Raw genomic sequence first — 24,591 nt, 5'->3', positions numbered from 1 at the left:
GGGAGTGGTGGTGAACGGGGAGGTTGTGCGGGGGGTCACTTCTGGCGCTTGTAGAAGGGCAGGGCGACGACCTCGTACGGCTCATGCGTACCGCGGATGTCGACGCCGACACCGGAGGTGCCCGGCGCCGCGTGCGCGGCGTCGACGTACGCCATGGCGATCGGCCTGCCCAGCGTCGGGGACGGGGCGCCGGAGGTGACCTCGCCGATCACCTTGCCGTCGGCGACCACGGGGAAACCGGCGCGCGGGACGCGGCGGCCCTCGGCGACCAGGCCGACCAGCTTGCGCGGCGGGGCGGTCTCGGCGCGCTCGGCGGCGGCCTCCAGCGCGGCGCGGCCGACGAAGTCGCCCTCCTTCTCGAACTTCACGACCCGGCCGAGGCCCGCGTCGAACGGAGTCAGGGCAGTGGTCAGCTCGTGCCCGTACAGCGGCATGCCCGCCTCCAGGCGCAGCGTGTCGCGGCAGGAGAGACCGGCCGGGACGAGGCCGGCGTCCTTGCCCGCCTCGGTCAGCGCCTGCCACAGCGTCTCGGCGTGCCGCGGCTCCACGAACAGCTCGAAGCCGTCCTCGCCGGTGTAGCCGGTACGGGCGATGAGCGCCGGGACGCCCGCGACGGTGCCGGGCAGGCCGGCGTAGTACTTCAGCCCGTCGAGGTCGGCGTCGGTGACCGACTTCAGGATGCCGGGGGACTCGGGGCCCTGGACGGCGATCAGGGCGTAGGCGTCGCGGTCGTCCCGTACGACGGCGTCGAAGCCGGCGGCGCGCTCGGTGATCGCGTCGAGGACGACCTGGGCGTTGCCGGCGTTGGCGACGACCATGTACTCGGTCTCACCCAGCCGGTAGACGATCAGGTCGTCGACGATCCCGCCGTCCTCCTGGCAGATCATCGTGTAGCGGGCGCGGCCGAGGCCGACGGTGCCGATGTTGCCGACGAGGGCGTAGTCGAGCGCGTTCACGGCCTGCGGGCCGGAGACGGTGATCTCGCCCATGTGGGAGAGGTCGAAGAGGCCGGCCCGGGTGCGGACGGCGTTGTGCTCGTCGCGCTCGCTGGCGTACCGCAGCGGCATGTCCCAGCCCGCGAAGTCGGTCATGGTCGCACCCAGCGAACGATGAGTGGCGTCGAGGGCGGTGTGACGGGGGACATTGCTCATGTGCGGGGCTCCCAGGGCATGACAGGCGAGGACGATCCTCCCCATCTGTCATCGGAACCTGAGAGGTTCACCGGGAGTCCCGGCTTGCACCTTGGGTGGAGCCGCGACGAGGCGGCTCGCTTTTCAGATCTGCCTCGCCCGCGCGGTACGGGGCCTGAGAGATTCAAGGGAGGAACTTGCTCCTTCGGCGTCCCGGGCACACAGTGCCCCGGACTCTCCCGCGCGGATTCAAGCGGCCGGTATGCAGTTGGCGGGCACATCATTGCACGCGGGCGGCGGCCCGACAGCACCTGGGCGGATCTCGAAATGGACTTGTGGCGCATTACCTTTTCTTTACACTTTGTGGGCAAGGGTGGGAGAGGGTGGGGGACACCCGACAGGGGGAAGACGATGACGTTGCAGCAGCCCGGTGTGTACGCGACGACCGCGGGGACCGCGCACCGCGCGATGCCCGCCCAGCAGGGTGTGCCGGTGCGGGCCGCCCGCCGGCCCGCGCCCTTCGTGCGCGACCTGCGCGCGCGGGGGGGATGCGGCCCGCGGGCACTGTCCTTCGCGGCCGGTGACACGGTGGTGGTGTCGGGCCTGCCGGGCAGCGGCAAGAGCACCCTGATCCGGCGTACGGCGAGTACGGCGGCGCACCGGATCGACTCGCAGGACGCGCGCGAGCGCTGGGAGGCGCTGATGCCCCGCCTGCTGCCGTACGCGCTCTACCGGCCGTTGGTGCGCGCGGCGCACTACGCCGGCCTGTGGCGCGCGCTGCGCTCGGGCGAGGGCGTCGTGGTGCACGACTGCGGTACGCAGACGTGGGTGCGGCGCTGGCTGGCCGGCGACGCCCGCCGCCGGGGCGTCGCGCTGCACCTGGTGCTGCTCGACGTGACGGCGGACGTGGCGCGGGCCGGCCAGCAGGAGCGCGGCCGCGGGGTCTCCGGTTACGCCTTCGCCCGGCACCGGCGTGCGGTGGGCCGGCTGGTGCGGGACGCGGAGGCCGGCCGGCTGCCGGCGGGCTGCGCGTCGGCGGTCCTGCTGGACCGGGACGCGGCGGGCGCGCTGAAGGTGATCGATTTCCTCGCTCCGGCCGCCGGGGGCCCTTCCGGCGGCTGAGGCCCGGCCGCGGGGGAGCCCGGGGGAGGGTGTGCGCGTCGCGTTAAAGTTCGTGCCGTGGATTTCCCTGACTTCCCGGTAGCGGCCCACCCGCACGGCGGCAGCGGCTGGCCCGGCAACGAGCTCGAAGAGGTGCTGGGCGCCTCGCTCGGCAACCCCGCCGCGGGCGGCCGCATAGTCGAGGTGCTCGGTCGCAGCCAGGTGTGGGTGCCGCTGCCCTCCGGCGGCGGCCCCGACTCCCCGCATCTCGACCTGCCGACCGTGCTGATCCACGGCGAGGCGTACGTCCCCGTGTACAGCTCGGAGGAGCAGCTCCGCCACTGCGCCGGGCCGCACATGTCCTTCACCGTGGCGCCGGCCCGGGAATTCGCCCGCGGCCTGCCCCCGCAGCTCGGCATCGCGGTGAACCCGGACGGCGCGGTCGGCGTCCCGCTGCCGCCGGCCGCCGTCGCCGAGCTCTGCCGGGCCGGCCGTACGCCGCTGGACGGGCCGGCCAGTGGCGGCCGGGTCCGGCTCTTCGAGCCGGACTGGCAGGAGGAGCCGGTCGACTTCCTCTCCGCCGCCGCCGGGGAGTTCGAGGAGAGCGGTGTGGTGCTGAGCGCCCGCCGCGCCCTCGCCAGCGTCGAGGGCGGCCCCCCGGCGCTCTTCGTCGGCGTACAGCTGTCCGCCTGGGAGGGCGCCGACCGCAACGCCCCGATGGACGCGCTGGGCCGGGCGCTCGGCCGCGTCCAGGTGCCGTGGGAGGTCAACCTGGTCCTGCTGGACGTGGCCCAGGACCCGGTCGCCGGGTGGATGCTGGAGAAGGTCCGGCCCTTCTACACGCGCGCCTGACGCCCGCCTGCCGCCCCCGGCCGTCGCGCCCCGGCCTCCGTAGGGGCGCCCCGCTCGCGGCCGTCGCGCACCGCGCGCCGGGCCGCCGTCCGCGCACCGCCGCCCGACTCGTGCCCCGCGCCGGTGCTGCCGCTTAAGCTTGGCCGACAACCGACACGGTGGATCGAAGAGGGGCGGGACCCAGGGTGAGCGCGTCAGGCACTGCGGCGGCCGGGCAGGTCGAGCACATGCTGCGCCAGGTGACACCCGGGCGTTACGACGCGTACGAGGCGCTCCTGCGCGCCCTCGCCGATCCGGCGGGCGGTGAGCTCTGGATGCTGCTCTGGCACGGTCAGGCCGGGTCGCCCGACGCCCAGTACGGGAACATGGACGTCGAGGGCCTCGGCTACGCGCCGTGCGTCACCTCCGCCCAGGAGCTCGCCGCGAGCGGCTGGAGCCGGGCGTACGAGGTGGTGCCCGCCCGCGACGTCGCCCGGGCGTTGTTCCCCGACCGCTGGGGCATCTGGCTCAACCCGCACGCCCCCGGCGGTGGCGTCGGGATCCCCTGGCTCGACCTGCGGCGTATCGCGACCGGGCTCGACCGGATGCCCGCGGGCCCGCTGCGGCTGTCCGAACCGGCCGTCGAGATCCCGCAGTTCTACGCCCTGCTCACCCAGAACGCCCACCGGACGCCCGCCGTCCGCGCGCTGCGCCGCGCCTGGGTGCAGCCGGCGCTCGGGGCGCCGTACCTGGCCATCGGACTCGACCTGTACGACACGGGCCAGCAGTCCGTCGACGCCGTGCGCGCGATGATGCAGCAGTCGATCGGCGTGGTCCCCGAAGGGCTGCCGGTGTCCACCGTCGCGATGTCCGACGAGTACGACCCCGTGTCCATGTGGCTGCGCGCCAACGCCCGCCCGTTCTACGACCGCGAGGCCCACGCGCCCGCCGCGCCGCCCGCCTCCGCCCCGCAGGGCGGCTACGGCTACCCGGCGCCGCGCGCCTACTGAGGCACGTCCCACAGCGGCTGACACGGCCCAAATTAGCGGCGCATGACGGCCGTTGGGCGGCATGTCCGGTCTGGTGCAATCGACCGCTTCTGGTCCGCTCAGTCGATCGCGGCGTCCGCATAACGGAAGCCCACAGGCCACATCACGGTTGCGCATCCATTGCCCGCCAGGTCTGGCGGGTGATCGCGCGCTCATTGAAGACTCCCGCAACAAGGAACGTCGGTCCTGTGTGCGACCCGCTTTCCCCGATGTCAACTGCGTTTGCCCGAGCACCTTCTGCACGTTTCCGCACCACTTGCACCTGCGATGCGAACAAGCCGCTACAGCGGCAGGCGCGGGCCGACCACCCGTCGGCCGAGCCGAGAGGGGTCCCCACCACGATGACGGCACCACTGCACGACACGAGCGCGGCAGAGACCGCGGCCGTTGACGTCGCGGCCGATGTTCCGGCGAAAGCCATCGAAGGCCGCTCGCCCTGGAAAATCGCATGGGTGCGTCTGAAGCGCGACAAGGTCGCGCTGGCCGGCGGCGTCGTCGTGTTGTTCCTGATCCTGGTCGCGGTGTTCGCGCCCTTGATCGTCAGCGCGTTCGGCCACCCGCCGAACGACTTCCACGAGGACAAGATCGACCCGCTGTTCGGCACGCCGATCGGCAGCTGGGGCGGCATGAGCTCCGACTTCCTGCTGGGAGTCGAACCGGTCAACGGCCGCGACGTGTTCAGCCGCCTCGTCTACGGCGCCCGGATCTCGCTGCTGGTCGCCTTCCTCGCGGCCGTCTTCGCCGTAGCCCTCGGCACGGTCTTCGGGATCATCGCCGGTTACTTCGGCGGCTGGGTCGACGCGGCGATCAGCCGGGTGATGGACGTACTGCTGGCCTTCCCGCAGCTTCTCTTCATCATCGCGCTGGTCTCGGTACTGCCCAACTCCCTCTGGGGGTTCAGCGGTTCCGGTGTGCGCATCGGCGCGCTCATCGTCGTCATCGGCTTCTTCGGGTGGCCGTACGTGGGCCGGATCGTCCGCGGCCAGACGCTCTCCCTCAGGGAGCGCGAGTACGTCGAGGCGGCGCGCAGCCTCGGCGCGGGCCGCACGTACATCCTCTTCAAGGAACTGCTGCCGAACCTGGTCGCCCCGATCACCGTCTACACGACGCTGATGATCCCGACCAACGTCCTGAGCGAGGCCGCCCTCAGCTTCCTGGGCGCGGGAGTCAAGCCGCCCACCGCCTCCTGGGGCCAGATGCTCTCCAAGGCCAAGGAGTACTACGAGGCGGACCCGATGTTCATGATCGCGCCCGGCGTGGCCATCTTCGTCACGGTCCTGGCCTTCAACCTCTTCGGGGACGGCGTGCGTGACGCGCTGGACCCGAAGGGCTCCCGCTGACCGTTCGTCCCGCACCACCCCACGTTCCCCCCGCGCCGCCCCTGCCGATGTGTCAGGAGGCCACCCAAACCGTCGGTCCCGCGAGGGACCGGCACTCTTACGGAGGTTGCTGATCGTGACAGCCAACAGTTCTTCCAGGCGACGGCTCGCCGCAGGCGCGGCGCTCGTTGTCGCCGCGCTCGTCGGAACCACGGCCTGCGGTGGCGGCGGCAAGGACGACGGCGCCGACGGCAAGGGCAAGGCCCCTGGCTTCAACGCCGCCGTCGGCAAGATCGCGAACCCTTCGGACAAGAAGGGCGGCACGATCAAGTTCATCGGTACGCAGGACTCCGACTCGTGGGACCCGCAGCGCGGTTACTACGGCTTCATGTGGGACTTCGCCCGCTACTACACGCGCCAGCTGATCACCTTCAAGCCGGTCGCGGGCACCGAGTCCACCGAGCTCGTCGCCGACATGGCGACCGACACCGGTCAGGTCTCGGCGGACAAGAAGACCTACACCTTCACGCTGAAGGACGGCCTGGCCTGGGAGGACGGCAAGCCCGTCACCTCCAAGGACATCAAGTACGGCATCGAGCGCATCTGGGCCCAGGACAAGATCTCCGGCGGCCCGATCTACCTCCAGCAGGTCCTGGACCCGAAGAAGGAGTACAAGGGCCCGTACAAGGACAAGTCGGCCGACAAGCTGGGCCTGAAGGCCATCGAGACGCCGGACGACAAGACCATCGTCTTCAAGCTGCCGAAGCCCAACGGCGACTTCCTCCAGATGCTGGCCATGCCGGCCGCCACGCCGGTCCGCCAGGACAAGGACACGGTCGAGAAGTACGGCCTGAAGCCCTTCTCCAACGGCCCGTACAAGATCGACTCCTACACGCCCAACAAGGGCATGGAGCTGAGCCGCAACCCCCACTGGAAGAAGGAGACCGACGCCGTCCGCAAGGCGCTGCCGGACAAGGTCTCGCTCAAGCTCATCACCAACGCCGACGACATGGACAACCGCCTGATCGAGGGCGACTACGACCTCGACGTGAACGCCACCGGCATCAGCCCGGCCGGCCGCACGAAGGCGCTGCGCGACCACAAGGCGAACGTCGACAACCCGCAGACCGGCTTCATCCGGTACGCGGTGTTCCCGCAGACGGTCAAGCCGATGGACAACATCCACTGCCGCAAGGCGGTCATCTACGCATCCGACCACAAGTCGCTGCAGACCGCGCGCGGCGGCCCCATGGCGGGCGGCGACATCGCCACCAACATGCTGCCGCCGAGCATCAAGGGCTCGGACGCGAAGTACGACCCGTACAACGTCCTCAAGGACACCACGGGCAACGTCGCCAAGGCCAAGGAAGAGCTCAAGGCCTGCGGCAAGGCGAAGGGCTTCGAGACCACCATCGCGGTCCGCAACAACAAGCCCCAGGAGATCGCCACCGCCGAGTCGATGCAGGCGTCGCTCGCGAAGGTCGGCATCAAGGTGCAGATCGACCAGTACGACGGTGCGCAGACCTCCGGCATCATCGGCGCTCCCAAGAACGTCGAGAAGAAGAACTACGGCATCATCATCATGGGCTGGGGCGCCGACTTCCCGAGCGGTCAGGGCTTCTCGCAGCCGCTCGTCGACAGCCGCTTCATCCTCGACAGCGGCAACAACAACTTCTCGATGCTGAAGGACAAGTCGATCGACGGCCTGTTCGACAAGGCGATGCTCGAGACGGACCCCGACAAGGCCGCCGAGTTCTACAAGCAGATCAACGAGAAGGTCTCCGAGCACGCGGTCTACCTGCCCTTCACCTTCGAGAAGAACGTGATCTGGCGCAGCTCGCGGCTGACCAACGTCTACACGGCCGACTCCTACAACGGCCGCTACGACTACGCCTCCCTCGGCGTCAAGTGACCGTCCGTTCGCTCCGCCGGCACACCCGCCGCTAAGCCCGAAGGGCAGGTGATGGCCGCGTGGGGGGGGGGGGGGGGGGGGCCCCCCCCCCCCCCCCCCCCCCCACCCCTCCCCCCCCCCCCCCCCCCCCCCCCCCCCCCCCCCCCCCCCCCCCCCCCCCCCCCCCCCCCGCCGGGCCGACCGTAGTGCTCGCATACCTCATCAGGCGGCTGACCGCCGTCGTCGTGATGCTGCTCGTGGTCACTCTCGTGACCTTCGGCATCTTCTACGTGATCCCGAAACTGACCGGCAGCGACCCCGCCGCGATGTTCATCGGCAAGCAGGCGGACCCAGGCGCCATCGAAGGCATCCGGGAGAAGCTCGGCCTCGGCGATCCGATCCTGGTGCAGTTCTGGAACTTCATCAGCGGACTGTTCGTCGGCCGCGACTACACCGGCGGCGGCTCGTCGTTCCACTGCGACGCGCCCTGCTTCGGCTACTCCTTCCGTACGGAGCAGGAGATCTGGCCCGTCCTCACCGAGCGGCTCCCCGTGACGCTGTCCCTGGCGGCCGGCGCGTGCGTGCTGTGGGTCGTCGTCGGTGTCACGACCGGCATCATCTCCGCCCTCAAGCGGGGTACCGCGATCGACCGCACGGCGATGACCATCGCCCTCGCCGGCGTCTCGCTGCCGATCTACTTCACCGCGCTGCTGTCCCTGGCGATCTTCCGCACCCAGCTCGGATGGTTCGACGCCGAGTACGTGGACATCGCGCAGGACCCGCTCGGCTGGTTCAGCGGCCTGGTGCTCCCGTGGGTGACCCTCGCCTTCCTGTACGCCGCGATGTACGCCCGCCTCACCCGCGCCACCATGCTGGAAGTCCTGGGCGAGGACTACATCCGTACCGCCCGCGCCAAGGGCCTGAGCGAACCGGTCGTCGTGGGCAAGCACGCCCTGCGTTCCACGATGACGCCTATCCTCACCATCCTCGGCATGGACCTCGGCGCCCTGGTCGGCGGCGCGATCCTGACCGAGACCGCCTTCAGCCTCCCCGGCCTCGGCCAGGCGGCGGTCAAGGCGATCGGCGACTTCGACCTTCCGCTCATCCTGGGTGTCACACTCGTCGCCGCCGCGGCCGTCGTGCTCGCGAACCTCGTCGTGGACATCCTGTACTCCGTGATCGACCCCCGAGTGAGGCTCTCGTGACCACTGTGCCTGTCCCGGGGGAGGCCCCCGGAGCCGCCTTGACGAAGACCGGTGCGGTCGGCGAGCCCGTACGCTCCGGCTCCCCGCAGACGGGCGCCTTCCTCGACGTGCGCGACCTCAAGGTGCACTTCCCCACCGACGACGGCCTCGTCAAGTCGGTGGACGGCCTGTCCTTCACGCTGGAGAAGGGCAAGACCCTCGGCATCGTGGGCGAGTCCGGCTCCGGCAAGTCGGTGACCTCGCTCGGCATCATGGGCCTGCACACCGTCGGCCAGTACGGCCGGCGCAAGGCCCAGATCTCGGGCGAGATCTGGCTGGACGGCAAGGAACTGCTGTCCGCCGACCCCGACGAGGTGCGCAAGCTGCGCGGCCGCGAGATCTCGATGATCTTCCAGGACCCGCTGTCCGCGCTGCACCCGTACTACACGATCGGCCACCAGATCGTGGAGGCGTACCGCATCCACAACAAGGTCGACAAGAAGGCCGCCAAGAAGCGCGCGATCGAACTGCTCGACCGCGTCGGCATCCCGCAGCCCGACAAGCGGTTCGACGGCTACCCGCACGAGTTCTCCGGCGGCATGCGCCAGCGCGCGATGATCGCGATGGCGCTCGTCAACAACCCCGAGCTGCTCATCGCGGACGAGCCGACCACCGCGCTGGACGTGACCGTCCAGGCGCAGATCCTGGACCTGATCCGGGACCTGCAGAAGGAGTTCGGCTCGGCCGTCATCGTCATCACGCACGACCTGGGCGTCGTGGCCGAACTGGCCGACGACATCCTCGTGATGTACGGCGGCCGGTGCGTCGAGCGCGGCCCCGCGGAGAAGGTCTTCTACGAGCCCCAGCACCCGTACACCTGGGGCCTGCTTGGCTCGATGCCGCGCATCGACCGCGACCAGACCGACCGGCTCATCCCGGTCAAGGGCTCGCCGCCCAGCCTGATCAACATCCCGAGCGGCTGCGCCTTCCACCCGCGCTGCCCGTACGCGGACGTGCCCAAGGGCGGGATCACCCGTACCGAGCGGCCGGAACTCAAGGTGCTGCCCGGGCAGGAAGCCGACCGGCACTTCTCGGCCTGCCACATGGCGGCCGAGGACCGGACGCGGATCTGGACCGAAGAGATTGCGCCGAAGCTGTGAGCGAGACGAAGGATCCCGAAGTGACGATCCCGGAGCAGGCGTCGTCCTCGCCGCTGTCACCGTCGACCGAGCCGCTGCTCAAGGTCAGCGGCCTGGTGAAGCACTTCCCCATCAGGAAGGGCGTGCTGCAGCGCCAGGTCGGCGCGGTCCAGGCCGTCGACGGTCTCGACTTCGACGTACGCCCGGGGGAGACCCTCGGTGTGGTGGGCGAGTCGGGCTGCGGCAAGTCGACCATGGGCCGGCTGATCACGCGGCTGCTGGAGCCCACCAGCGGGAAGATCGAGTTCGAGGGGCGGGACATCACCCACCTCGGCACCGGGCAGATGCGGCCGCTGCGCCGCGACGTGCAGATGATCTTCCAGGACCCGTACTCCTCGCTCAACCCGCGCCACACGGTCGGCACGATCATCAGCGCGCCCTTCAAGCTGCAGAACATCACGCCCGAGGGCGGTGTGAAGCGGGAGGTCCAGCGGCTGCTGGAGCTGGTGGGCCTCAACCCGGAGCACTACAACCGCTACCCGCACGAGTTCTCCGGCGGCCAGCGCCAGCGCATCGGCATCGCGCGGGCGCTCGCGCTCAAGCCCAAGCTGGTCGTCGCCGACGAGCCGGTGTCGGCGCTGGACGTGTCGATCCAGGCGCAGGTGGTGAACCTGCTGGACGACCTCCAGGACGAGCTCGGTCTCACGTACGTGATCATCGCGCACGACCTCTCGGTCATCCGGCACGTCTCGGACCGCATCGCCGTGATGTACCTCGGCAAGATCGTCGAGCTGGCGGACCGCAAGGCGCTGTACGAGTCGCCCATGCACCCGTACTCCAAGGCGCTGCTCTCGGCAGTCCCGGTGCCCGACCCGCGCAGCAAGCACAAGCGCGAGCGGATCCTGCTCAAGGGCGACGTGCCGTCGCCGATCTCGCCGCCCCCGGGCTGCCGCTTCCACACGCGGTGCTGGAAGGCCACGGAGATCTGCAAGACCAAGGAGCCGGTGCTCACCACCCTCAAGACGGGCCACCAGGTGGCCTGCCACCATCCGGAGAACGCGCCCGACCAGGCGCCGTAGCGGGGGCCCGCGTCCCGGTCCGCGGGCGCGGGGGACGCCGGCAGGGATGAATACCGGCACAATTGCCCGGTGTTCCAGGAACTCTTCACGCCCTCCGTCCAGCATGCGCTCGACCTCGTCGGGATCTTCGTCTTCGCGATCTCCGGCGCCCTGCTCGCCGTCCGCAAGAATTTCGACGTCTTCGGCATAGCGGTGCTCGCAGAGGTCACCGCGCTGGGCGGGGGGCTGTTGCGCGACCTGATCATCGGCGCGGTGCCGCCGGCCGCCTTCACCGATCTCGGGTACTTCACCATGCCGCTGGTGGCGGCCGCCCTGGTCTTCTTCCTGCACCCCGAGGTGGAGCGGATCCAGGGCGCGGTCAACGCCTTCGACGCGGCGGGGCTCGGGCTCTTCTGCGTCACGGGCACGACCAAGGCGTACGACTACGGGCTCGGCCTGACCGCTTCGGCCGCCCTCGGTCTGGCAACGGCGGTCGGCGGCGGCGTACTGCGCGACGTCCTCGCCAACGAGGTGCCCTCACTGCTGCGCTGGGACCGCGATCTGTACGCCGTCCCCGCGATCGTCGGCGCCGCCATGGTGGCGCTGTGCATCCGCTTCGACGTGCTGAACGCGCTGACCAGCGGCATCGCCGTCCTGACCGCCTTCCTGCTGCGGCTGCTGGCGATGCACTTCCACTGGCGGGCGCCGCGCGCCTGGCACCGCAGCTCCGCCAAGGCGGAGGAGAAAAGCGAGGCCACCACTTAGCTACCGCTTAGTAACGTGCCGGTGTACCGTGCATGCCATGGCACAGGCATCCATCGGGGACAGCGAGTTCGACCGCGACACCGCGATCTCCCCGCGCGAACCGGGCGTCTACGACGCGGAGCTCTCCGCGGGCTGGACGATCATCCACGCCGTCAACGGCGGCTACCTCCTCGCCCTGCTCGGCCGGGCGCTCGGCGACGCCCTGCCGCACTCCGACCCGTTCACGGTCTCGGCGCACTACCTGACGCCGTCCGTGCCCGGCAAGGCGGTCGTGCGGACGCAGACCGTGCGCACCGGACGCACCCTCTCCACCGGCCAGGCGTCCCTCTTCCAGTACGCCGACGACGGCACCGAGGTCGAGCGGATCCGCGTCATCGCCTCCTACGGCGACCTCGACGCCCTGCCCGACGACGTCCGTACGACGGCGAAGCCGCCCGTCATGCCGGCGTACGAGCAGTGCCTGGGCGCCGAGGCCGGGCCCGCCGCCATCCCCGGCAGCTCGGCCATCACCGAGCGGCTCGCCATCCGGCTGGACCCCGCGACCGTCGGCTGGGCCGTGGGCGCGCCCTCCGGCAAGGGCGAGATGCGCGGCTGGTTCGGCCTCGCCGACGGCCGTGACCCCGACCCGCTGTCGCTGCTGCTCACGGTCGACGCCCTGCCGCCGACCTCCTTCGAGCTGGGACTCAAGGGGTGGACCCCGACCGTCGAGCTCACCACCCACGTACGCTGCCGGCCGGCCCCCGGCCCGCTGCGCGTCTCCATCACCACCCGCAACCTCGCGGGAGGCTTCCTGGAGGAGGACGCGGAGGTCTGGGACAGCGCGGACCGGCTCGTCGCCCAGTCCCGGCAGCTGGCGCGAGCACCGCGCGGCTGACCTGCGGGGCACGACCGCCGGCCGAGCACTGTTCGGCGGTCGGGCCCGCTCGGTTCCGCCGGGTCCGGCTCAGTCCAGCCAGTGCCGGCGGCCCAGGCCGATCAGCCGCAACTGGCGGCGGGCGAGGGAGGCGGCGGCCGCGACGCGCTGCTCGCCGTACGGCTCCGCCTCAAGGAACGCGGACGCGGTCATCACCATGTGGTCCACGTGGACGTGCGCGAGCATCCGCCGGTCGTCCTCGCTCCAGGCCGCGCAGTCCGGCTGTGTGGCGAGCCAGGCCGCCACCTCGTCGGCGAACCGGCCGAGTTGCCCGCCGATCGCGTCGCGCACCCGCTCCACACCGCCGTGCCGCTCACGGGTGACGAAGCGGACGTGGGCGGGATACGCCTGGACGTGGCGGGCGATGAGGTCCACCGCGGCGTCGATGCGCACCGCGCTGTCGCCGGTCGCCGCGAGCGTCGCACGGATGACCGCGTGCAGACCGCCGAGCGCCTCCTCGACGAGCGCCACGCCCAGATCGGCCGTGTCGCGGAAGTGGCGGTAGAAGGCGGTCGGGGCGACGCCGACGGCCCGCGTGACTTCCCGCAGGCCGAGACTGCTCAGACTCTGCTCCTCCAGCAGGCCGAGCGCCGCCGCCAGCAGGGCCTGACGGGTCTTCTCCTTCTGTGCCCGGCGGACGCCCGCGGTGTGACTCATGACATTCAGTAAACAACTGTTCTCCGGTTACGGGAAGCATCCGGGGGAACCCTAGACTGGGTAGTCAGTGAACAGTCGTACTCCCAGGAGGGGTTCACATGTTCGTTCTCGTAGCGGCTCTGCTGTTGCTGGGGGTGCTGATGGGCTCGGTGGCACATGTGCCGGCCCCGGTGTCCCTCGTCGCCGCCGCGTTCATCGGTGCCTGGCTTCTCGTCTTCGCCGCCCGTGAGCGCCACTCGCGACGCACGACCCGAAGGAGCTGAACGCGCCATGGAGTTCACCGCATCCGCCCGCCGGGCGACCGGGACGCGGGACCCCGACGGCATGGCCGTCGCCTCGTTCGTCCTCGGCCTCGCCGGACTGCTCGTCCTCAACATCTTCCTCGGCCCCGTCGCGATCGTCCTCGCGTCCCTGGCCCTGTGGCGGGGCACCGAACGCCGGGGCAGGGCGCTGCTCGGCCTCGGTCTCGGGGTGGCCGACCTGGTCGTCCTCGCCGTACTCGCCTCCGCCGACGGCACCGTGTCCTGGACCTTCGGGGGCTGACCCGGCCCCGCGGCGGGCCACCGCGGGCGAGGGGCGCGGCGGGGGAGCGGGCCGCGGGCTCGTAGAATCGAGTGCACCATGGCTTACCTCGACCACGCCGCGACCACCCCGATGCTTCCGGAAGCGGTCGGGGCGATGACCGCCCAGCTCGCCGTCACCGGCAACGCGTCGTCCCTGCATGCCGCCGGCCGACGGGCGCGGCGCACCGTCGAGGAGGCCCGCGAGACGCTCGCCGAGTCCCTCGGCGCCCGGCCGAGCGAGGTGGTCTTCACCGCCGGCGGCACCGAGGCGGACAATCTCGCCGTCAAGGGCCTGTACTGGGCGCGGCGCGGCGCCGACCCGCGCAGAACCCGCGTCCTGGCCAGCCCCGTCGAACACCACGCGGTGCTGGACGCCGTCCACTGGCTGGGCGAGCACGAGGGCGCGACCGTCGAGTACCTGCCGGTCGACGCGTACGGCAGGGTCCACCCGGCGGCGCTGCGCGAGGCGATCGCGCGCGACCCCTCGGACGTCGCCCTGGCCACCGTCATGTGGGCCAACAACGAGATCGGCACCGTCATGCCGGTCCGCGAACTCGCCGACGTGGCGGCCGGGTTCGGCGTACCGCTGCATGCCGACGCGGTGCAGGCGTACGGGCAGCTCGACGTGGACTTCGCCGCCTCCGGGCTCGCCGCGATGACCGTCTCCGGGCACAAGGTAGGCGGCCCGTACGGCATCGGCGCGCTGCTCCTCGGCCGTGAGTACAGCCCCGTCCCCGTCCTGCACGGCGGCGGCCAGGAGCGGCACGTGCGCTCCGGCACGCTGGACGTCCCGGCCGTCGCCGCCTTCGCGGTGGCGGGCCGGATCGCGGCGGAGCGGCGCGAGTGGTTCGCGCGCGAGATCGGCGGGCTGCGCGACGACCTGGTGGACGCCGTACGGGCGGCCGTGCCCACGGCGATCCTCGGCGGCGACCCGTCCCCGGCCGGCCGGCTGCCGGCCAACGCCCACTTCACCTTCCCCGGCTGCGAGGGCGACTCCCTGCTCCTGCTGCTCGACGCCCAGGGCATCGAATGCTCCACCGGCTCCGCCTGCACGGCCGGAGTCGCCCAGCCGAGCCACGTCCTGCTCGCCACCGGGACCGACCCGGACCTGGCGCGCGGCACCCTGCGGTTCTCGCTGGGGCACACCTCGACCGCCGACGACGTGGCGGCGGTGGCGCGGGCGATCGGCCCCGCGGTCGAGCGGGCGCGCACGGCGGGGCTCGTCTGAACCGCAGGCCCGCCCCGCCGCGTGGGGGGCGAACCGCCGGGCTGCGTCACGGCGCGCGTCTGAACCCCAGGCCCGCGCGGCGGCGTGCGGGCGAACCGCCGGGCTACGTCGCGGCCGGCGGGCGCTCCAGCTCCGCGCGCACCAGGCGGATGTAGCGCCCCCAGTCCCAGTGCGGGCCGGGGTCCGTGTGGTCGGTGCCCGGGACCTCGACGTGGCCGATGATGTGCTCCCGGTCGGCGGGTATCCCGTACCGCCGGCAGATTCCGGCGGCCAGCCGCGCCGACGAGCGGTACATGACGTCCGTGAAGTTCTCCGGCCGGTCGACGAAGCCCTCGTGCTCGATGCCGACGCTGCGTTCGTTGTACGAGCGGTTTCCCGCGTGGTACGCCACGTCCAGCTCCCGCGCCATCTGCGTGATGTGGCCGTCCTTCGCCCGCACGATGTAGTGCGCGGCGGCCGCGTGCAGCGGGTCCTTGAAGACGCGTACGGCCGTCGCGAAGTCGCCCTGCGTCACATGGATCACGATCCGGTCGATGCCGTAGTCGGCCGGCCGGTCCGCGGTCCGCAGGTTCCCGGCCGACGCGGCGACCCACCGGGCCCCCTTGTGATCCACCTCTCCCTCCGTGCGCTGCTTGTCGACACCCGGCACGAGCCACCACAACCGGGCCAGCTCTTCCCCGAACAGGGCGGCCGTACCGCCCACGACGGCCGCGCCGCCCCCGATGAACAGGGCACGTCTGCTCACCCCTGCCGCCTTCTTCTGCTCCATGAGCCCTTTAACGCTTTCGGCCCTGTCGCTGGTTCCGTCTACCCTGGTGGAGCTATGACTGAGACCCCGCGCCGCCTCCGTGTCCTCGCCGCCATGTCCGGCGGGGTCGACTCCGCCGTTGCCGCCGCCCGCGCCGCCGAGGCCGGGCACGACGTGACCGGCGTGCACCTCGCCCTGTCCGCCAACCCGCAGTCCTTCCGTACGGGCGCGCGCGGCTGCTGCACGATCGAGGACTCGCGCGACGCGCGCCGGGCCGCCGACGTCATCGGCATCCCCTTCTACGTCTGGGACCTCGCCGAGCGCTTCCGCGAGGACGTCGTCGAGGACTTCGTCGCCGAGTACGAGGCCGGTCGCACCCCGAACCCCTGCCTGCGCTGCAACGAGAAGATCAAGTTCGCGGCGCTGCTCGACAAGGCGCTGGCCCTCGGCTTCGACGCGGTGGCCACCGGCCACTACGCGACGGTCGTCGTGAACGAGGACGGCAGCCGGGAGCTGCACCGCGCCTCCGACATGGCCAAGGACCAGTCGTACGTCCTCGGCGTCCTCGACGAGCGCCAGCTCGCGCACGCGATGTTCCCGCTCGGCGACACGCTGACCACCAAGGAGGAGATCCGCGCCGAGGCCGAGCGCAGGGGCCTCGCGGTCGCGAAGAAGCCCGACAGCCACGACATCTGCTTCATCGCCGACGGCGACACGCAGGGCTTCCTCGCGGACCGTCTCGGCGGCAAGGCGGAGGGCGACATCCTCGACGAGTCGGGTACGAAGGTCGGCACGCACGAGGGCGCCTTCGGCTTCACCATCGGCCAGCGCAAGGGACTGCGCATCGGCCACCCCGCCCCCGACGGCAAGCCGCGCTACGTCCTGGACATCTCGCCGGTGAACAACACGGTGACGGTGGGCCCGGTGGAGGCCCTGGACGTCACCTCCCTCACCGCCGTCAGGCCGCGCTGGTGCGGCACGGCCCCGGCGGGCGGCGGCGCGTACACCGCCCAGCTGCGCGCGCACGGCGACGAGACGCCGGTGACCGCGGAGCTGGTCGACGGCGAGCTGCGCGTCACCTTCGCGGAGCCGGTGCGGGGGGTCGCCCCCGGTCAGGCGATCGTCCTGTACGACGGCACCCGCGTGGTCGGCTCGGCGACGATCGCCACGACAGCGCGCGCGGCCGCCGCCCTGACCTGATCCGCCCGCGCCGCGACCCCGGCCCGCTGCCGGGAGCGCCGGGCGCGGGCCCGTAGCCCCCGCCTCCTCCGACGGGACGGGTCGGGCACCGGCTGCCCGGAGATCTTCACTCCGCGGCGAGGACCTCCGTCTCGTAGAAGCAGAAGTGCCCCTTCACGGCGGCCACTTCCGGCTTCGGATCCAGGTAGGCCCACACCAGGTCCGGCGCGCCCGGCAGCGACCAGTACGAGGCGTACCCCTTGAAGGGGCAGTGCGTGCGCTTGGCGGAGGGCGTCAGCAGGTCGGCCCTGACGTCGTCGGGCGGCAGGTAGTACCGCACCGGCAGGCCCGTCTCGCGCAGCAGCAGCGGGCGGCGGCTCTCCGCCACCACCTGTCCCCCGTACACGACGCGCACGTGCGCGTCGCCCTGCTCGACGGTGATGCGGTGTCCTGCGGTCACGGGCGACCCTCTTCTCGGTCCGGGGTACGACGGGCGTGTGTTCTCTCCAGCGTCCGGGGGTCGTAGCTTCTTCCCCATGGCACTGAACATCTGCGTCTTCCTCTCGGCAGCCGACCTCGACGAGCGCTACACCCGCCCCGCCCGCGAATTCGGCGAACTCATCGGCAAGGGCGGCCACACGCTGGTCTGGGGCGGCTCGGAGGCCGGCCTGATGAAGGTCGTCGCGGACGGCGCGCAGGACGCGGGCGGGCGGCTCGTCGGAGTGTCGGTGGAGTTCCTGCACACCGTGGCGCGGGAGAACGCCGACGAGATGGTGATCGCCAAGGACCTCGCCGAGCGCAAGGCGCTGCTGCTCGCCAAGTCCGACGCGGTCGTCGTCATGGTCGGCGGCACCGGGACGCTGGACGAGGCCACCGAGATACTGGAGCTGAAGAAGCACGGCCTGCACACCAAGCCGGTGGTGCTGCTCAACACGGCGGGTTTCTACGACGGCCTCAAGCTGCAGTTCGAGCGGATGGAGGCGGAGGGCTTCCTGCCGGTACCCCTCGCCGACCTGGTCTTCTTCGCGGAGGACGGCGTGGCGGCTCTGGCCTACCTTGAGGAGTGCGCGGGAGTCCAGTGATGCGAGCATGGGCCCCATGGCTACACATGTGATCACCGGAGCGGGCTCGGGCATCGGCGCGGCCGTCGCCCGCCGCCTGCACGAGCGCGGCGACGACATCGTCCTGATGGCCCGCGACGCGGGCCGTGCCAAGCAGCTCGCGGAAGTCTTCCCCGGCGCCCGTACGCTCGTCGGCGACCTCGCCAACCCCGACCGGCTCTCCTGGGCGTTCTCGCACCAGCCGATGCCGGAGCGGGTCGACTCGCTGCTGCATGTGGCGGGCGTCGTCGATCTCGGCCGCATCGGCGAGCTCGGCACCAAGACCTGGCACAGCCAGCTCAACGTCAACCTGATCGCACCGGCCGAGCTGACCCGGCTGTTCCTGCCCCAACTGCGCCACGACAAGGGCCATGTGGTCTTCGTCAACTCGGGCGCCGGCCTCACCGCGCACGCCGAATGGGGCCCGTACGCCGCCAGCAAGCACGGCCTGAAGGCCCTCGCCGACGCGCTGCGCCAGGAGGAGCACGGAAGCGGCGTGCGCGTCACCTCCGTCTATCCGGGGCGCACCGCCAGCCCCATGCAGGAGAAGGTCCACTCCCAGGAGGGTAAGGAGTACGACCCGTCGCACTGGATCGACCCCGAGTCGGTCGCGACGACGATCCTGATGGCCCTCGACCTCCCGCGCGACGCCGAGGTCAACGACCTGACCGTGCGGCCGGGCCGATGAGCGCGGGCGAGGCGGCATACGCGTGGGGCCCGGCGACCGGCGTCGGGTCGATGCCCGGCGGTGACGCGCGGGAGGCGGCCAGGACCGTCACCGGCAGCTTCGAGGACTTCCCGTACCTGGCGGAGCTGCCCGCCCGGGGCCCCGGTGCCGACATGATCGGCCGGACCGCCGGGATGCTCGTCGAGATGTACGTCCACCTCGAACCCAGCGGCTGGCGCTTCAGCGACCGCCCGGGGCGCGACACCCGGCGGGCCCGGTCCTGGCTGGGGGAGGACCTCGACGCGCTGGAGGAGTTCACCCAGGGCTACACGGGGCCGCTGAAGGTGCAGGCCGTCGGGCCGTGGACGCTGGCGGCCTCGCTGGAGCTGCGCGGCGGCGAGGCGGCTCTCGGCGACCCGGGCGCGGCCCGGGACCTCGCGGGCTCGCTGACCGAAGGGCTGCGGGCACACCTGGCGGAGGTGCGGCGGCGCGTACCCGGCGCCCAGGTCGGGCTCCAGCTCGACGAGCCGTCGCTGACGGCCGTACTGCGCGGACACGTCAGGACCGCGAGCGGGTACCGGACGTACCGGGCGGTGGACCGCCAGGTCGTCGAGGGGACGCTGCGGGACGTGATGGGGGCGGCCGGCGGGCCGGCGGTCGTCCACTCCTGCGCACCGGACGTGCCGTTCGCCCTGTTGCGCCGGGCCGGCGCCGCGGGGGTGTCGTTCGACTTCTCCCTGCTCACGGAGCGTGACGAGGAGGCGATCGGTGAGGCGGTGGAGGGCGGTACGCAGCTGTTCGCCGGAATCGTGCCGGGCACCGACACGGCATTGTCGGACCCGGCCGGTAGCGTCATGGGTGTCAGGACGCTGTGGCGCAGGCTGGGGCTGAATCCGGGGACTCTGGCGGAGTCCCTGGTGATCACTCCGTCGTGCGGGCTCGCGGGGGCTTCTCCCGCGTACGCGCGCGCCGCGCTCGCGCACTGCGCCAGGGCCGCGAGATCGCTCGCGGACAACCCTGAGTAACGGGAATCGGAAACGGGAGGCAGGACGGTGGCTGGCGAACAGCAGGCGGCGGTGCCGGCGGAGGCACGGGAGCGGCACGCACAGCTCGCTGAGCAGATCGAGGAGCACCGCTTCCGGTACTACGTGAAGGACCAGCCCGTCATCAGCGACGCGGAGTTCGACCGGCTGCTGCGGACGCTGGAGGGGCTGGAGGACGAGTACCCCGAGCTGCGTACGCCCGATTCGCCCACCCAGAAGGTGGCGGGGGCGTACGAGACGGACTTCACCGCGGTCCAGCACCGCGAGCGCATGCTCTCCCTCGACAACGCCTTCGACGACGAGGAGCTGTCCGCCTGGGGCGAGCGCGTGGCGGGCGAGCTGGGCACCGTGCCGTACCACCTGCTGTGCGAGCTGAAGGTGGACGGCCTCGCGGTCAATCTGACGTACGAGAAGGGCCGGCTCACCCGGGCCGCGACACGGGGCGACGGGCGGACGGGCGAGGACATCACGCCCAACGTCCGTACCATCGCGGGCATCCCGGACCGCCTGAAGGGCGACCGGATCCCCGACCTGGTCGAGATCCGCGGCGAGGTCTACTTCCCGATGGAGAAGTTCCTCGAGCTGAACGCGCGTCTGGTGGCGGCGGAGGACAAGCCCTTCGCCAACCCCCGCAACGCGGCGGCCGGTTCGCTGCGGCAGAAGGACCCCAAGGTCACCGCGAGCCGCCCGCTGCACATGGTGGTGCACGGCATCGGAGCCCGCGAGGGCTTCGAGATCGACCGCCTGTCGCACGCGTACGAGCTGCTGCGCGAATGGGGCCTGCCGGTCGCCCGGCACAACCGGGTCGTCGACGGCCTCGCGGGCGTACGGGAGTTCATCGCCCACTTCGGCGAGAACCGGCACTCCGTGGAGCACGAGATCGACGGCGTCGTCGTCAAGGTCGACGAGATCCGGCTCCAGGGCCGGCTCGGCTCGACCTCGCGGGCGCCGCGCTGGGCCATCGCCTGGAAGTACGCGCCGGAGGAGGTCAACACCAAGCTGGTCAACATCCGGGTGGGCGTGGGGCGTACGGGGCGTGTGACGCCCTACGCCCAGGTGGAGCCGGTCACGGTCGCCGGTTCGGAGGTCGAGTTCGCCACCCTGCACAATCAGGAGGTGGTCAAGGCCAAGGGCGTGCGCATCGGGGACACGGTGGTGCTGCGCAAGGCGGGCGACGTCATCCCCGAGATCCTGGGCCCGGTCGTGGACCTGCGGGACGGCAGCGAGCGGGAGTTCGTGATGCCGTCCGAGTGCCCCGAGTGCGGTACGCCGCTGCGGCCGATGAAGGAGGCCGACATCGACCTCCGCTGCCCCAACGCCCGGTCCTGCCCGGCCCAGTTGCGCGAGCGGCTCTTCTACCTGGCGAGCCGCAAGTCCCTGGACATCGAGAACTTCGGGTATGTCGCGGCGGCCGCGCTCACCAGGCCGCTGGAGCCGGCGCAGCCGCCCCTGCGCGACGAGGGCGACCTCTTCGACCTCCGGGTCGAGCAGCTGCTGCCCATCAAGTCGTACGTCCTGGACCAGGATTCGGGTCTTCCCAAGCGCGACCCGAAGACGGGCGAGGAGAAGATCGTCACCTTCTTCGCCAACCAGGAGGGCGAGCCGAAGAAGAACACGCTCGCCATGCTGGAGAACATCGCGGCTGCGAAGCAGCGTCCGCTGGCCCGGGTCATCACCGGTCTGTCCATCCGGCACGTGGGCCCGGTCGCGGCGGAGGCGCTGGCCCGCGAGTTCCGGTCGCTGGACCGGATCGAGCAGGCGACCGAGGCGGAACTGGCCGCCGTGGAGGGCGTCGGCCCCACCATCGCCGCCTCGCTCAAACAATGGTTCGAGGAGGAATGGCACCGGGAGATCCTGCGCAAGTGGCGGGCGGCCGGGGTCCGCACGGAGGAGGGCGCCGGTGAGGACCGGGGACCGCGCCCGCTGGAGGGCCTGACGGTCGTGGTGACCGGGACCCTGCAGAACTACACCCGGGATGGCGCGAAAGAGGCGCTCCAGAGCCTCGGCGCAAAAGTGACCGGATCTGTTTCAAAGAAGACCGGATTTGTGGTGGTGGGCGACAGTCCCGGTTCGAAGTACGACAAGGCCATGCAGTTGAAGGTGCCTGTCCTGAACGAAGAAGGATTTGCCGTCCTTTTGGCGGAGGGTCCGGACGCGGCGCGTGAAGCGGCTGTGCCGAGCGAGGAGTAGGGGCGCCGCAGGGCGGGGAAAGGGGCGGTGAGAGGGGGTGAACTCCGTGGCCGGGATCACCCGTTCGGCGCATAGCAGACGGACGCCGGTTGCCGGGTCGCATTCGGGCAACAGCGGTGGACCGCTGCCCCGAAGAGCCTTCTGCGGCCTACTGTTGAGATGTGCGCCTGCCGTACACGGCTGCAACGGGGTGTCCCCTGCACGTCCGAGCCGGGGAAGGGATTTCAGTCGTGTACGGCATGACTACGGGGCCAGCGCTTGGCACGGGCACCGCCGGCAGTGAGAGGGACGGAATGAAACCGACCGAGAGTGCCGACCCGGCCTCACGGCTGCGGCGGTGGGCGGGCACCCCCAGGGCGCTGCCCGCCGCCGTCGTGACAGTGGCCGCCCTCGTCCTGGCCACCGGGATCTTCCGCGCCCTGACCGGGGACCGCGCGCTGTTCCCCGCCGGCACGGTCGGCTGGTCCCTCACCCTGCTCACGGCGGTCATCGTCGCCCACCTGGTCGCGCTGGGCCGCGACCGCTGGTGGGGCGGCACCGGCTCCGGCGCCGCCCTCACCCTGGCCGTCCTTCTCCTGTACGGCTGGGTGCCCGCGGGCCTGGTCAGCCTGGCCGTCGTCGTGCTCGTCGGCGTGGCCCGCCGGCACCGCTGGAAGCAGGGCCTGCTGCACGGCGCGGTGGACATCCTCGGCATCGGCGCCGCCGCTCTGGTGCTGGCCGTGTTCGGCGACGTCCCCACCGTCGAGCAGCCCTGGAACCCACTGGAGTGGGGGATAGAAACGGTCCCGGAGGTCGTGCTCGCCGCCGTCGCGTACCTCGTCCTCACCCGGCTGCTGCTCTGGTACGCGCTGGCCCCGCGCGGTGGCCGCCTGCCGTCGGTCGCCCGGACGGCCCTGTACCGGCAGGGGCTCGTCGCGGTGGCCCTGCTCGGGATCGCACCCCTGATCTGCGTCATAGCGGTGGCGCTGCCCGTCCTGCTGCCGCTGTTCGCCGTACCGCTCATCGCGCTCGACTCCACGCTCTGGATCGCCCGGGCCAGGGCGGAGGAGCAGCTGAAGGACCCGCTGACCGGACTGCCGAACCGGCACTGGCTGCTGCAGCGGGCCCGTCCGGTGCTCGAAGAGGCGGAGAGCGTCGGGACCAGGTCCGCGCTCGTGCTGATAGACCTCGACCGCTTCAGGGCGGTCAACGACACGCTCGGCCACCTGGCGGGCGACCGGCTGCTGCTCCAGATAGCGGACAGGCTGCGGCTGGCGCTGCCGCGCGGGGCGGAGGCCGCGCGGCTCGGCGGCGACGAGTTCGCGGTGCTGCTGCCGGCCGCGGACTCGACGACCAGCGCGCAGCGCGTCGCCCGGCACCTGGTGGCCGCACTGTCCTCGCCGCTCGACCTGGACGGCCTGACGCTCGTCCTGGAGGCCAGCGCGGGCGTCGCCGTCTTCCCCGACCACGCGCTGGACGCCGAGGGGCTCCTGCGCCGCGCGGACGTGGCGATGTATCAGGCCAAGCGGGACCGCACGGGCGTGGAGGTGTACGAGTCCAAGCGGGACAGCAACACCCCCGACCGCCTCGGCCTGCTGGGCGACCTGCGGCGGGCGCTGGACGCGGGCGAGGTCGAGCTGCACTACCAGCCGAAGGTCCGTTTCGACGGACAGGTCGCCGGCCTGGAGGCGCTGGTCCGGTGGGTGCACCCGGAGCGCGGGCGGGTCCCTCCCGACGAGTTCATCGCCATCGCGGAGTCCTCGGGGCTGATGCCGCACCTGACCGAGTACGTCCTGGAGACCGCGCTCGCGCAGGTCGCACGCTGGCGGGCGCAGGGGCTGAACACCCCCGTGGCGGTCAACGTCTCGCCGCGCGACGTGCACACGCCCGGCTTCGCGGGCGCGGTGGCGGCCCGCCTCGCCCGGCACGGCGTCCCCGCCGGCTCCCTCCAGCTGGAGATAACCGAGCACGTCCTCCTCGAGGACCCGCAGCGGGCGGCGGACACGCTGGCCGGGCTGACCGGGCACGGCGTGAAGATGTCCCTGGACGACTTCGGCACGGGCTACTCCTCCCTCGTCCACCTGCGCCGGCTGCCGGTCAGCGAGCTCAAGATCGACCGGTCGTTCGTGGCGCGGCTCGCGGTCGACAACGAGGACGCCGAGATCGTCCGCTGCACGGTCGACCTCGCGCACTCGCTGGGCCTGCTGGTGGTCGCCGAGGGCGTCGAGGACGACGAGACGTGGGAGCGCCTGCGGGACCTGGGCTGCGACGCCGTGCAGGGGTGGCTGGTCGCGGCGGCCATGCCGCCGGACGAGGCGACGGCGTGGCTCCTGGCGCGGGGCGAGCGGGGCTGGCACCGGCAGGTGGACCTGGACCGGGTCGCCGCCGCGGCCGCCCTGGAGGAGGCGCAGCGCCAGTCCCCCTCGCCGTCCGGCCAGCCGGTGAAGTAGCGCACAGGGAGCGTACGAGGCCGTCCGCAGGGAATCCGTTTCGTGGGCAGGGGCCCGAGCCCCATAGGATTGGGCCAAAATCCACACACTCACCCCTGAGGATCGCTGCATGCCTGGCATCACGCGCGAGGAGGTCGCCCACCTCGCACGGCTGGCGCGTCTGGAGCTGAAGGGCGAAGAGCTCGATCACTTCGCCGGTCAGCTCGACGACATCATCGGCGCGGTCGCCCGCGTCTCCGAGGTCGCCGACCAAGACGTACCGCCGACCTCCCACCCGCTGCCGCTGACGAACGTCATGCGCGCGGACGAGGTCCGTCCGTCGCTCACCCCGGAGCAGGCCCTCTCCGGCGCCCCCGCCCAGGAGCAGCAGCGTTTCAAGGTGCCGCAGATCCTGGGGGAGGACTAGT

24 protein-coding genes and 2 riboswitches are annotated in these 24,591 nt (G+C 71.6%); of the genes, 20 read left to right on the top strand and 4 right to left on the bottom strand.

The window, feature by feature from the left end; translation table 11 throughout:
* Positions 1–35: 35 nt before the first annotated feature.
* On the bottom strand, positions 36–1,151 hold the full coding sequence (gene gcvT, locus AC07FK_RS01180; RefSeq protein WP_479101448.1) for a glycine cleavage system aminomethyltransferase GcvT: 1,116 nt from the start codon (positions 1,149–1,151) through the stop codon (positions 36–38).
* Positions 1,152–1,186: 35 nt separating this feature from the next.
* Positions 1,187–1,284: riboswitch (glycine riboswitch) on the bottom strand.
* Positions 1,285–1,382, bottom strand: a riboswitch (glycine riboswitch).
* 159 nt (positions 1,383–1,541) lie between these two features.
* Between gcvT and AC07FK_RS01175 the strand changes: the two genes are divergently transcribed.
* The 10 genes from AC07FK_RS01175 (at position 1,542) to AC07FK_RS01130 (ending at position 12,341) form a co-directional block, all read left to right on the top strand.
* Positions 1,542–2,252 (top strand): AAA family ATPase, encoded by a 711-nt coding sequence (locus AC07FK_RS01175; RefSeq protein ID WP_479101447.1) that lies wholly within the window; start codon positions 1,542–1,544, stop codon positions 2,250–2,252.
* A gap of 57 nt (positions 2,253–2,309) precedes the next feature.
* Positions 2,310–3,083: an enhanced serine sensitivity protein SseB gene (locus AC07FK_RS01170; RefSeq protein ID WP_479101445.1), complete on the top strand. Its 774-nt coding sequence runs from the start codon at positions 2,310–2,312 to the stop codon at positions 3,081–3,083.
* A 185-nt stretch (positions 3,084–3,268) separates the two neighbouring features.
* On the top strand, positions 3,269–4,072 hold the full coding sequence (locus tag AC07FK_RS01165; protein ID WP_479101443.1) for an enhanced serine sensitivity protein SseB C-terminal domain-containing protein: 804 nt from the start codon (positions 3,269–3,271) through the stop codon (positions 4,070–4,072).
* A gap of 380 nt (positions 4,073–4,452) precedes the next feature.
* Positions 4,453–5,451: an ABC transporter permease gene (locus AC07FK_RS01160; RefSeq protein WP_479101442.1), complete on the top strand. Its 999-nt coding sequence runs from the start codon at positions 4,453–4,455 to the stop codon at positions 5,449–5,451.
* A gap of 112 nt (positions 5,452–5,563) precedes the next feature.
* The gene (locus AC07FK_RS01155; protein WP_479102523.1) at positions 5,564–7,342 is read left to right on the top strand and encodes an ABC transporter substrate-binding protein; all 1,779 of its coding nucleotides are present in this window, start codon (positions 5,564–5,566) and stop codon (positions 7,340–7,342) included.
* A gap of 185 nt (positions 7,343–7,527) precedes the next feature.
* Positions 7,528–8,526, top strand: a complete 999-nt coding sequence (locus AC07FK_RS01150) for an ABC transporter permease (RefSeq protein ID WP_479101440.1) — start codon at positions 7,528–7,530, stop codon at positions 8,524–8,526.
* Between the two features lie 38 nt (positions 8,527–8,564).
* Positions 8,565–9,665, top strand: a complete 1,101-nt coding sequence (locus AC07FK_RS01145) for an ABC transporter ATP-binding protein (RefSeq protein ID WP_479101438.1) — start codon at positions 8,565–8,567, stop codon at positions 9,663–9,665.
* 20 nt (positions 9,666–9,685) lie between these two features.
* Entirely contained in the window at positions 9,686–10,723 is a 1,038-nt protein-coding gene (locus AC07FK_RS01140) for an ABC transporter ATP-binding protein (protein ID WP_479101437.1), read from the top strand.
* 69 nt (positions 10,724–10,792) lie between these two features.
* Positions 10,793–11,467 (top strand): trimeric intracellular cation channel family protein, encoded by a 675-nt coding sequence (locus tag AC07FK_RS01135; RefSeq protein WP_479101436.1) that lies wholly within the window; start codon positions 10,793–10,795, stop codon positions 11,465–11,467.
* 37 nt (positions 11,468–11,504) lie between these two features.
* A complete protein-coding gene (locus AC07FK_RS01130; RefSeq protein WP_479101435.1) occupies positions 11,505–12,341 on the top strand; it encodes a thioesterase family protein in 837 nt (278 codons plus the stop codon).
* Between the two features lie 69 nt (positions 12,342–12,410).
* Here the strand turns inward: AC07FK_RS01130 and AC07FK_RS01125 are convergent, their stop codons facing one another.
* Positions 12,411–13,037 (bottom strand): TetR family transcriptional regulator, encoded by a 627-nt coding sequence (locus AC07FK_RS01125; protein WP_479101434.1) that lies wholly within the window; start codon positions 13,035–13,037, stop codon positions 12,411–12,413.
* Between the two features lie 98 nt (positions 13,038–13,135).
* Between AC07FK_RS01125 and AC07FK_RS01120 the strand changes: the two genes are divergently transcribed.
* From AC07FK_RS01120 to AC07FK_RS01110, 3 genes are all read left to right on the top strand, one after another.
* Positions 13,136–13,300, top strand: a complete 165-nt coding sequence (locus AC07FK_RS01120; protein ID WP_479101432.1) for a hypothetical protein — start codon at positions 13,136–13,138, stop codon at positions 13,298–13,300.
* 7 nt (positions 13,301–13,307) lie between these two features.
* Positions 13,308–13,580, top strand: a complete 273-nt coding sequence (locus AC07FK_RS01115) for a DUF4190 domain-containing protein (protein WP_479101430.1) — start codon at positions 13,308–13,310, stop codon at positions 13,578–13,580.
* A 78-nt stretch (positions 13,581–13,658) separates the two neighbouring features.
* On the top strand, positions 13,659–14,828 hold the full coding sequence (locus tag AC07FK_RS01110; protein WP_479101429.1) for a cysteine desulfurase family protein: 1,170 nt from the start codon (positions 13,659–13,661) through the stop codon (positions 14,826–14,828).
* 103 nt (positions 14,829–14,931) lie between these two features.
* On the opposite strand, the gene AC07FK_RS01105 is transcribed toward AC07FK_RS01110, so the two are convergent.
* Positions 14,932–15,597 (bottom strand): N-acetylmuramoyl-L-alanine amidase, encoded by a 666-nt coding sequence (locus tag AC07FK_RS01105; protein ID WP_479101427.1) that lies wholly within the window; start codon positions 15,595–15,597, stop codon positions 14,932–14,934.
* 54 nt (positions 15,598–15,651) lie between these two features.
* Here AC07FK_RS01105 and mnmA point away from each other — a divergent pair, with 54 nt between their 5' ends.
* Entirely contained in the window at positions 15,652–16,776 is a 1,125-nt protein-coding gene (gene mnmA, locus AC07FK_RS01100; RefSeq protein WP_479101426.1) for a tRNA 2-thiouridine(34) synthase MnmA, read from the top strand.
* A 106-nt stretch (positions 16,777–16,882) separates the two neighbouring features.
* On the opposite strand, the gene AC07FK_RS01095 is transcribed toward mnmA, so the two are convergent.
* Positions 16,883–17,215 carry a DUF427 domain-containing protein gene (locus AC07FK_RS01095; RefSeq protein WP_479101424.1) on the bottom strand — a complete coding sequence of 111 codons (333 nt, stop codon included), beginning with the start codon at positions 17,213–17,215 and terminating at the stop codon, positions 16,883–16,885.
* Positions 17,216–17,297: 82 nt separating this feature from the next.
* Between AC07FK_RS01095 and AC07FK_RS01090 the strand changes: the two genes are divergently transcribed.
* The 6 genes from AC07FK_RS01090 to gatC all read left to right on the top strand — a co-directional run bounded on the left by AC07FK_RS01090 (position 17,298) and on the right by gatC (position 24,590).
* Entirely contained in the window at positions 17,298–17,837 is a 540-nt protein-coding gene (locus AC07FK_RS01090; RefSeq protein WP_479102521.1) for an LOG family protein, read from the top strand.
* A 16-nt stretch (positions 17,838–17,853) separates the two neighbouring features.
* Positions 17,854–18,543 carry an SDR family oxidoreductase gene (locus AC07FK_RS01085; protein WP_479101422.1) on the top strand — a complete coding sequence of 230 codons (690 nt, stop codon included), beginning with the start codon at positions 17,854–17,856 and terminating at the stop codon, positions 18,541–18,543.
* Positions 18,540–19,547, top strand: coding sequence for a methionine synthase (locus AC07FK_RS01080; RefSeq protein WP_479101421.1), 1,008 nt, complete (start codon positions 18,540–18,542; stop codon positions 19,545–19,547). The genes AC07FK_RS01085 and AC07FK_RS01080 overlap by 4 nt, the downstream gene beginning before the upstream one ends.
* A 27-nt stretch (positions 19,548–19,574) precedes the next feature.
* Positions 19,575–21,755 (top strand): NAD-dependent DNA ligase LigA, encoded by a 2,181-nt coding sequence (gene ligA / locus AC07FK_RS01075; protein ID WP_479101419.1) that lies wholly within the window; start codon positions 19,575–19,577, stop codon positions 21,753–21,755.
* A gap of 293 nt (positions 21,756–22,048) precedes the next feature.
* Positions 22,049–24,184 carry a putative bifunctional diguanylate cyclase/phosphodiesterase gene (locus tag AC07FK_RS01070; protein WP_479101418.1) on the top strand — a complete coding sequence of 712 codons (2,136 nt, stop codon included), beginning with the start codon at positions 22,049–22,051 and terminating at the stop codon, positions 24,182–24,184.
* Between the two features lie 109 nt (positions 24,185–24,293).
* Positions 24,294–24,590, top strand: a complete 297-nt coding sequence (gene gatC / locus AC07FK_RS01065; RefSeq protein ID WP_015036350.1) for an Asp-tRNA(Asn)/Glu-tRNA(Gln) amidotransferase subunit GatC — start codon at positions 24,294–24,296, stop codon at positions 24,588–24,590.
* Position 24,591 lies beyond the last annotated feature (1 nt).

The organism is Streptomyces sp. NPDC046122 (assembly GCF_056429965.1).
Note: the sequence above shows the minus strand (reverse complement) of the source record. Positions and strands in the feature narration are given on the sequence as shown.

Excerpts from the sequence above, each read along its gene's own strand:
- AC07FK_RS01160 (WP_479101442.1), top strand. The coding sequence starts at position 4,453 with ATGACGGCACCACTGCACGACACGAGCGCGGCAGAGACCGCGGCCGTT.
- AC07FK_RS01115 (WP_479101430.1), top strand. The coding sequence starts at position 13,308 with ATGGAGTTCACCGCATCCGCCCGCCGGGCGACCGGGACGCGGGACCCC.
- gcvT (WP_479101448.1), bottom strand. The coding sequence starts at position 1,151 with ATGAGCAATGTCCCCCGTCACACCGCCCTCGACGCCACTCATCGTTCG.
- AC07FK_RS01070 (WP_479101418.1), top strand. The coding sequence starts at position 22,049 with ATGAAACCGACCGAGAGTGCCGACCCGGCCTCACGGCTGCGGCGGTGG.
- AC07FK_RS01105 (WP_479101427.1), bottom strand. The coding sequence starts at position 15,597 with ATGGAGCAGAAGAAGGCGGCAGGGGTGAGCAGACGTGCCCTGTTCATC.
- AC07FK_RS01125 (WP_479101434.1), bottom strand. The coding sequence starts at position 13,037 with ATGAGTCACACCGCGGGCGTCCGCCGGGCACAGAAGGAGAAGACCCGT.
- mnmA (WP_479101426.1), top strand. The coding sequence starts at position 15,652 with ATGACTGAGACCCCGCGCCGCCTCCGTGTCCTCGCCGCCATGTCCGGC.
- AC07FK_RS01120 (WP_479101432.1), top strand. The coding sequence starts at position 13,136 with ATGTTCGTTCTCGTAGCGGCTCTGCTGTTGCTGGGGGTGCTGATGGGC.
- AC07FK_RS01130 (WP_479101435.1), top strand. The coding sequence starts at position 11,505 with ATGGCACAGGCATCCATCGGGGACAGCGAGTTCGACCGCGACACCGCG.
- AC07FK_RS01085 (WP_479101422.1), top strand. The coding sequence starts at position 17,854 with ATGGCTACACATGTGATCACCGGAGCGGGCTCGGGCATCGGCGCGGCC.
- AC07FK_RS01080 (WP_479101421.1), top strand. The coding sequence starts at position 18,540 with ATGAGCGCGGGCGAGGCGGCATACGCGTGGGGCCCGGCGACCGGCGTC.
- gatC (WP_015036350.1), top strand. The coding sequence starts at position 24,294 with ATGCCTGGCATCACGCGCGAGGAGGTCGCCCACCTCGCACGGCTGGCG.
- AC07FK_RS01110 (WP_479101429.1), top strand. The coding sequence starts at position 13,659 with ATGGCTTACCTCGACCACGCCGCGACCACCCCGATGCTTCCGGAAGCG.
- AC07FK_RS01175 (WP_479101447.1), top strand. The coding sequence starts at position 1,542 with ATGACGTTGCAGCAGCCCGGTGTGTACGCGACGACCGCGGGGACCGCG.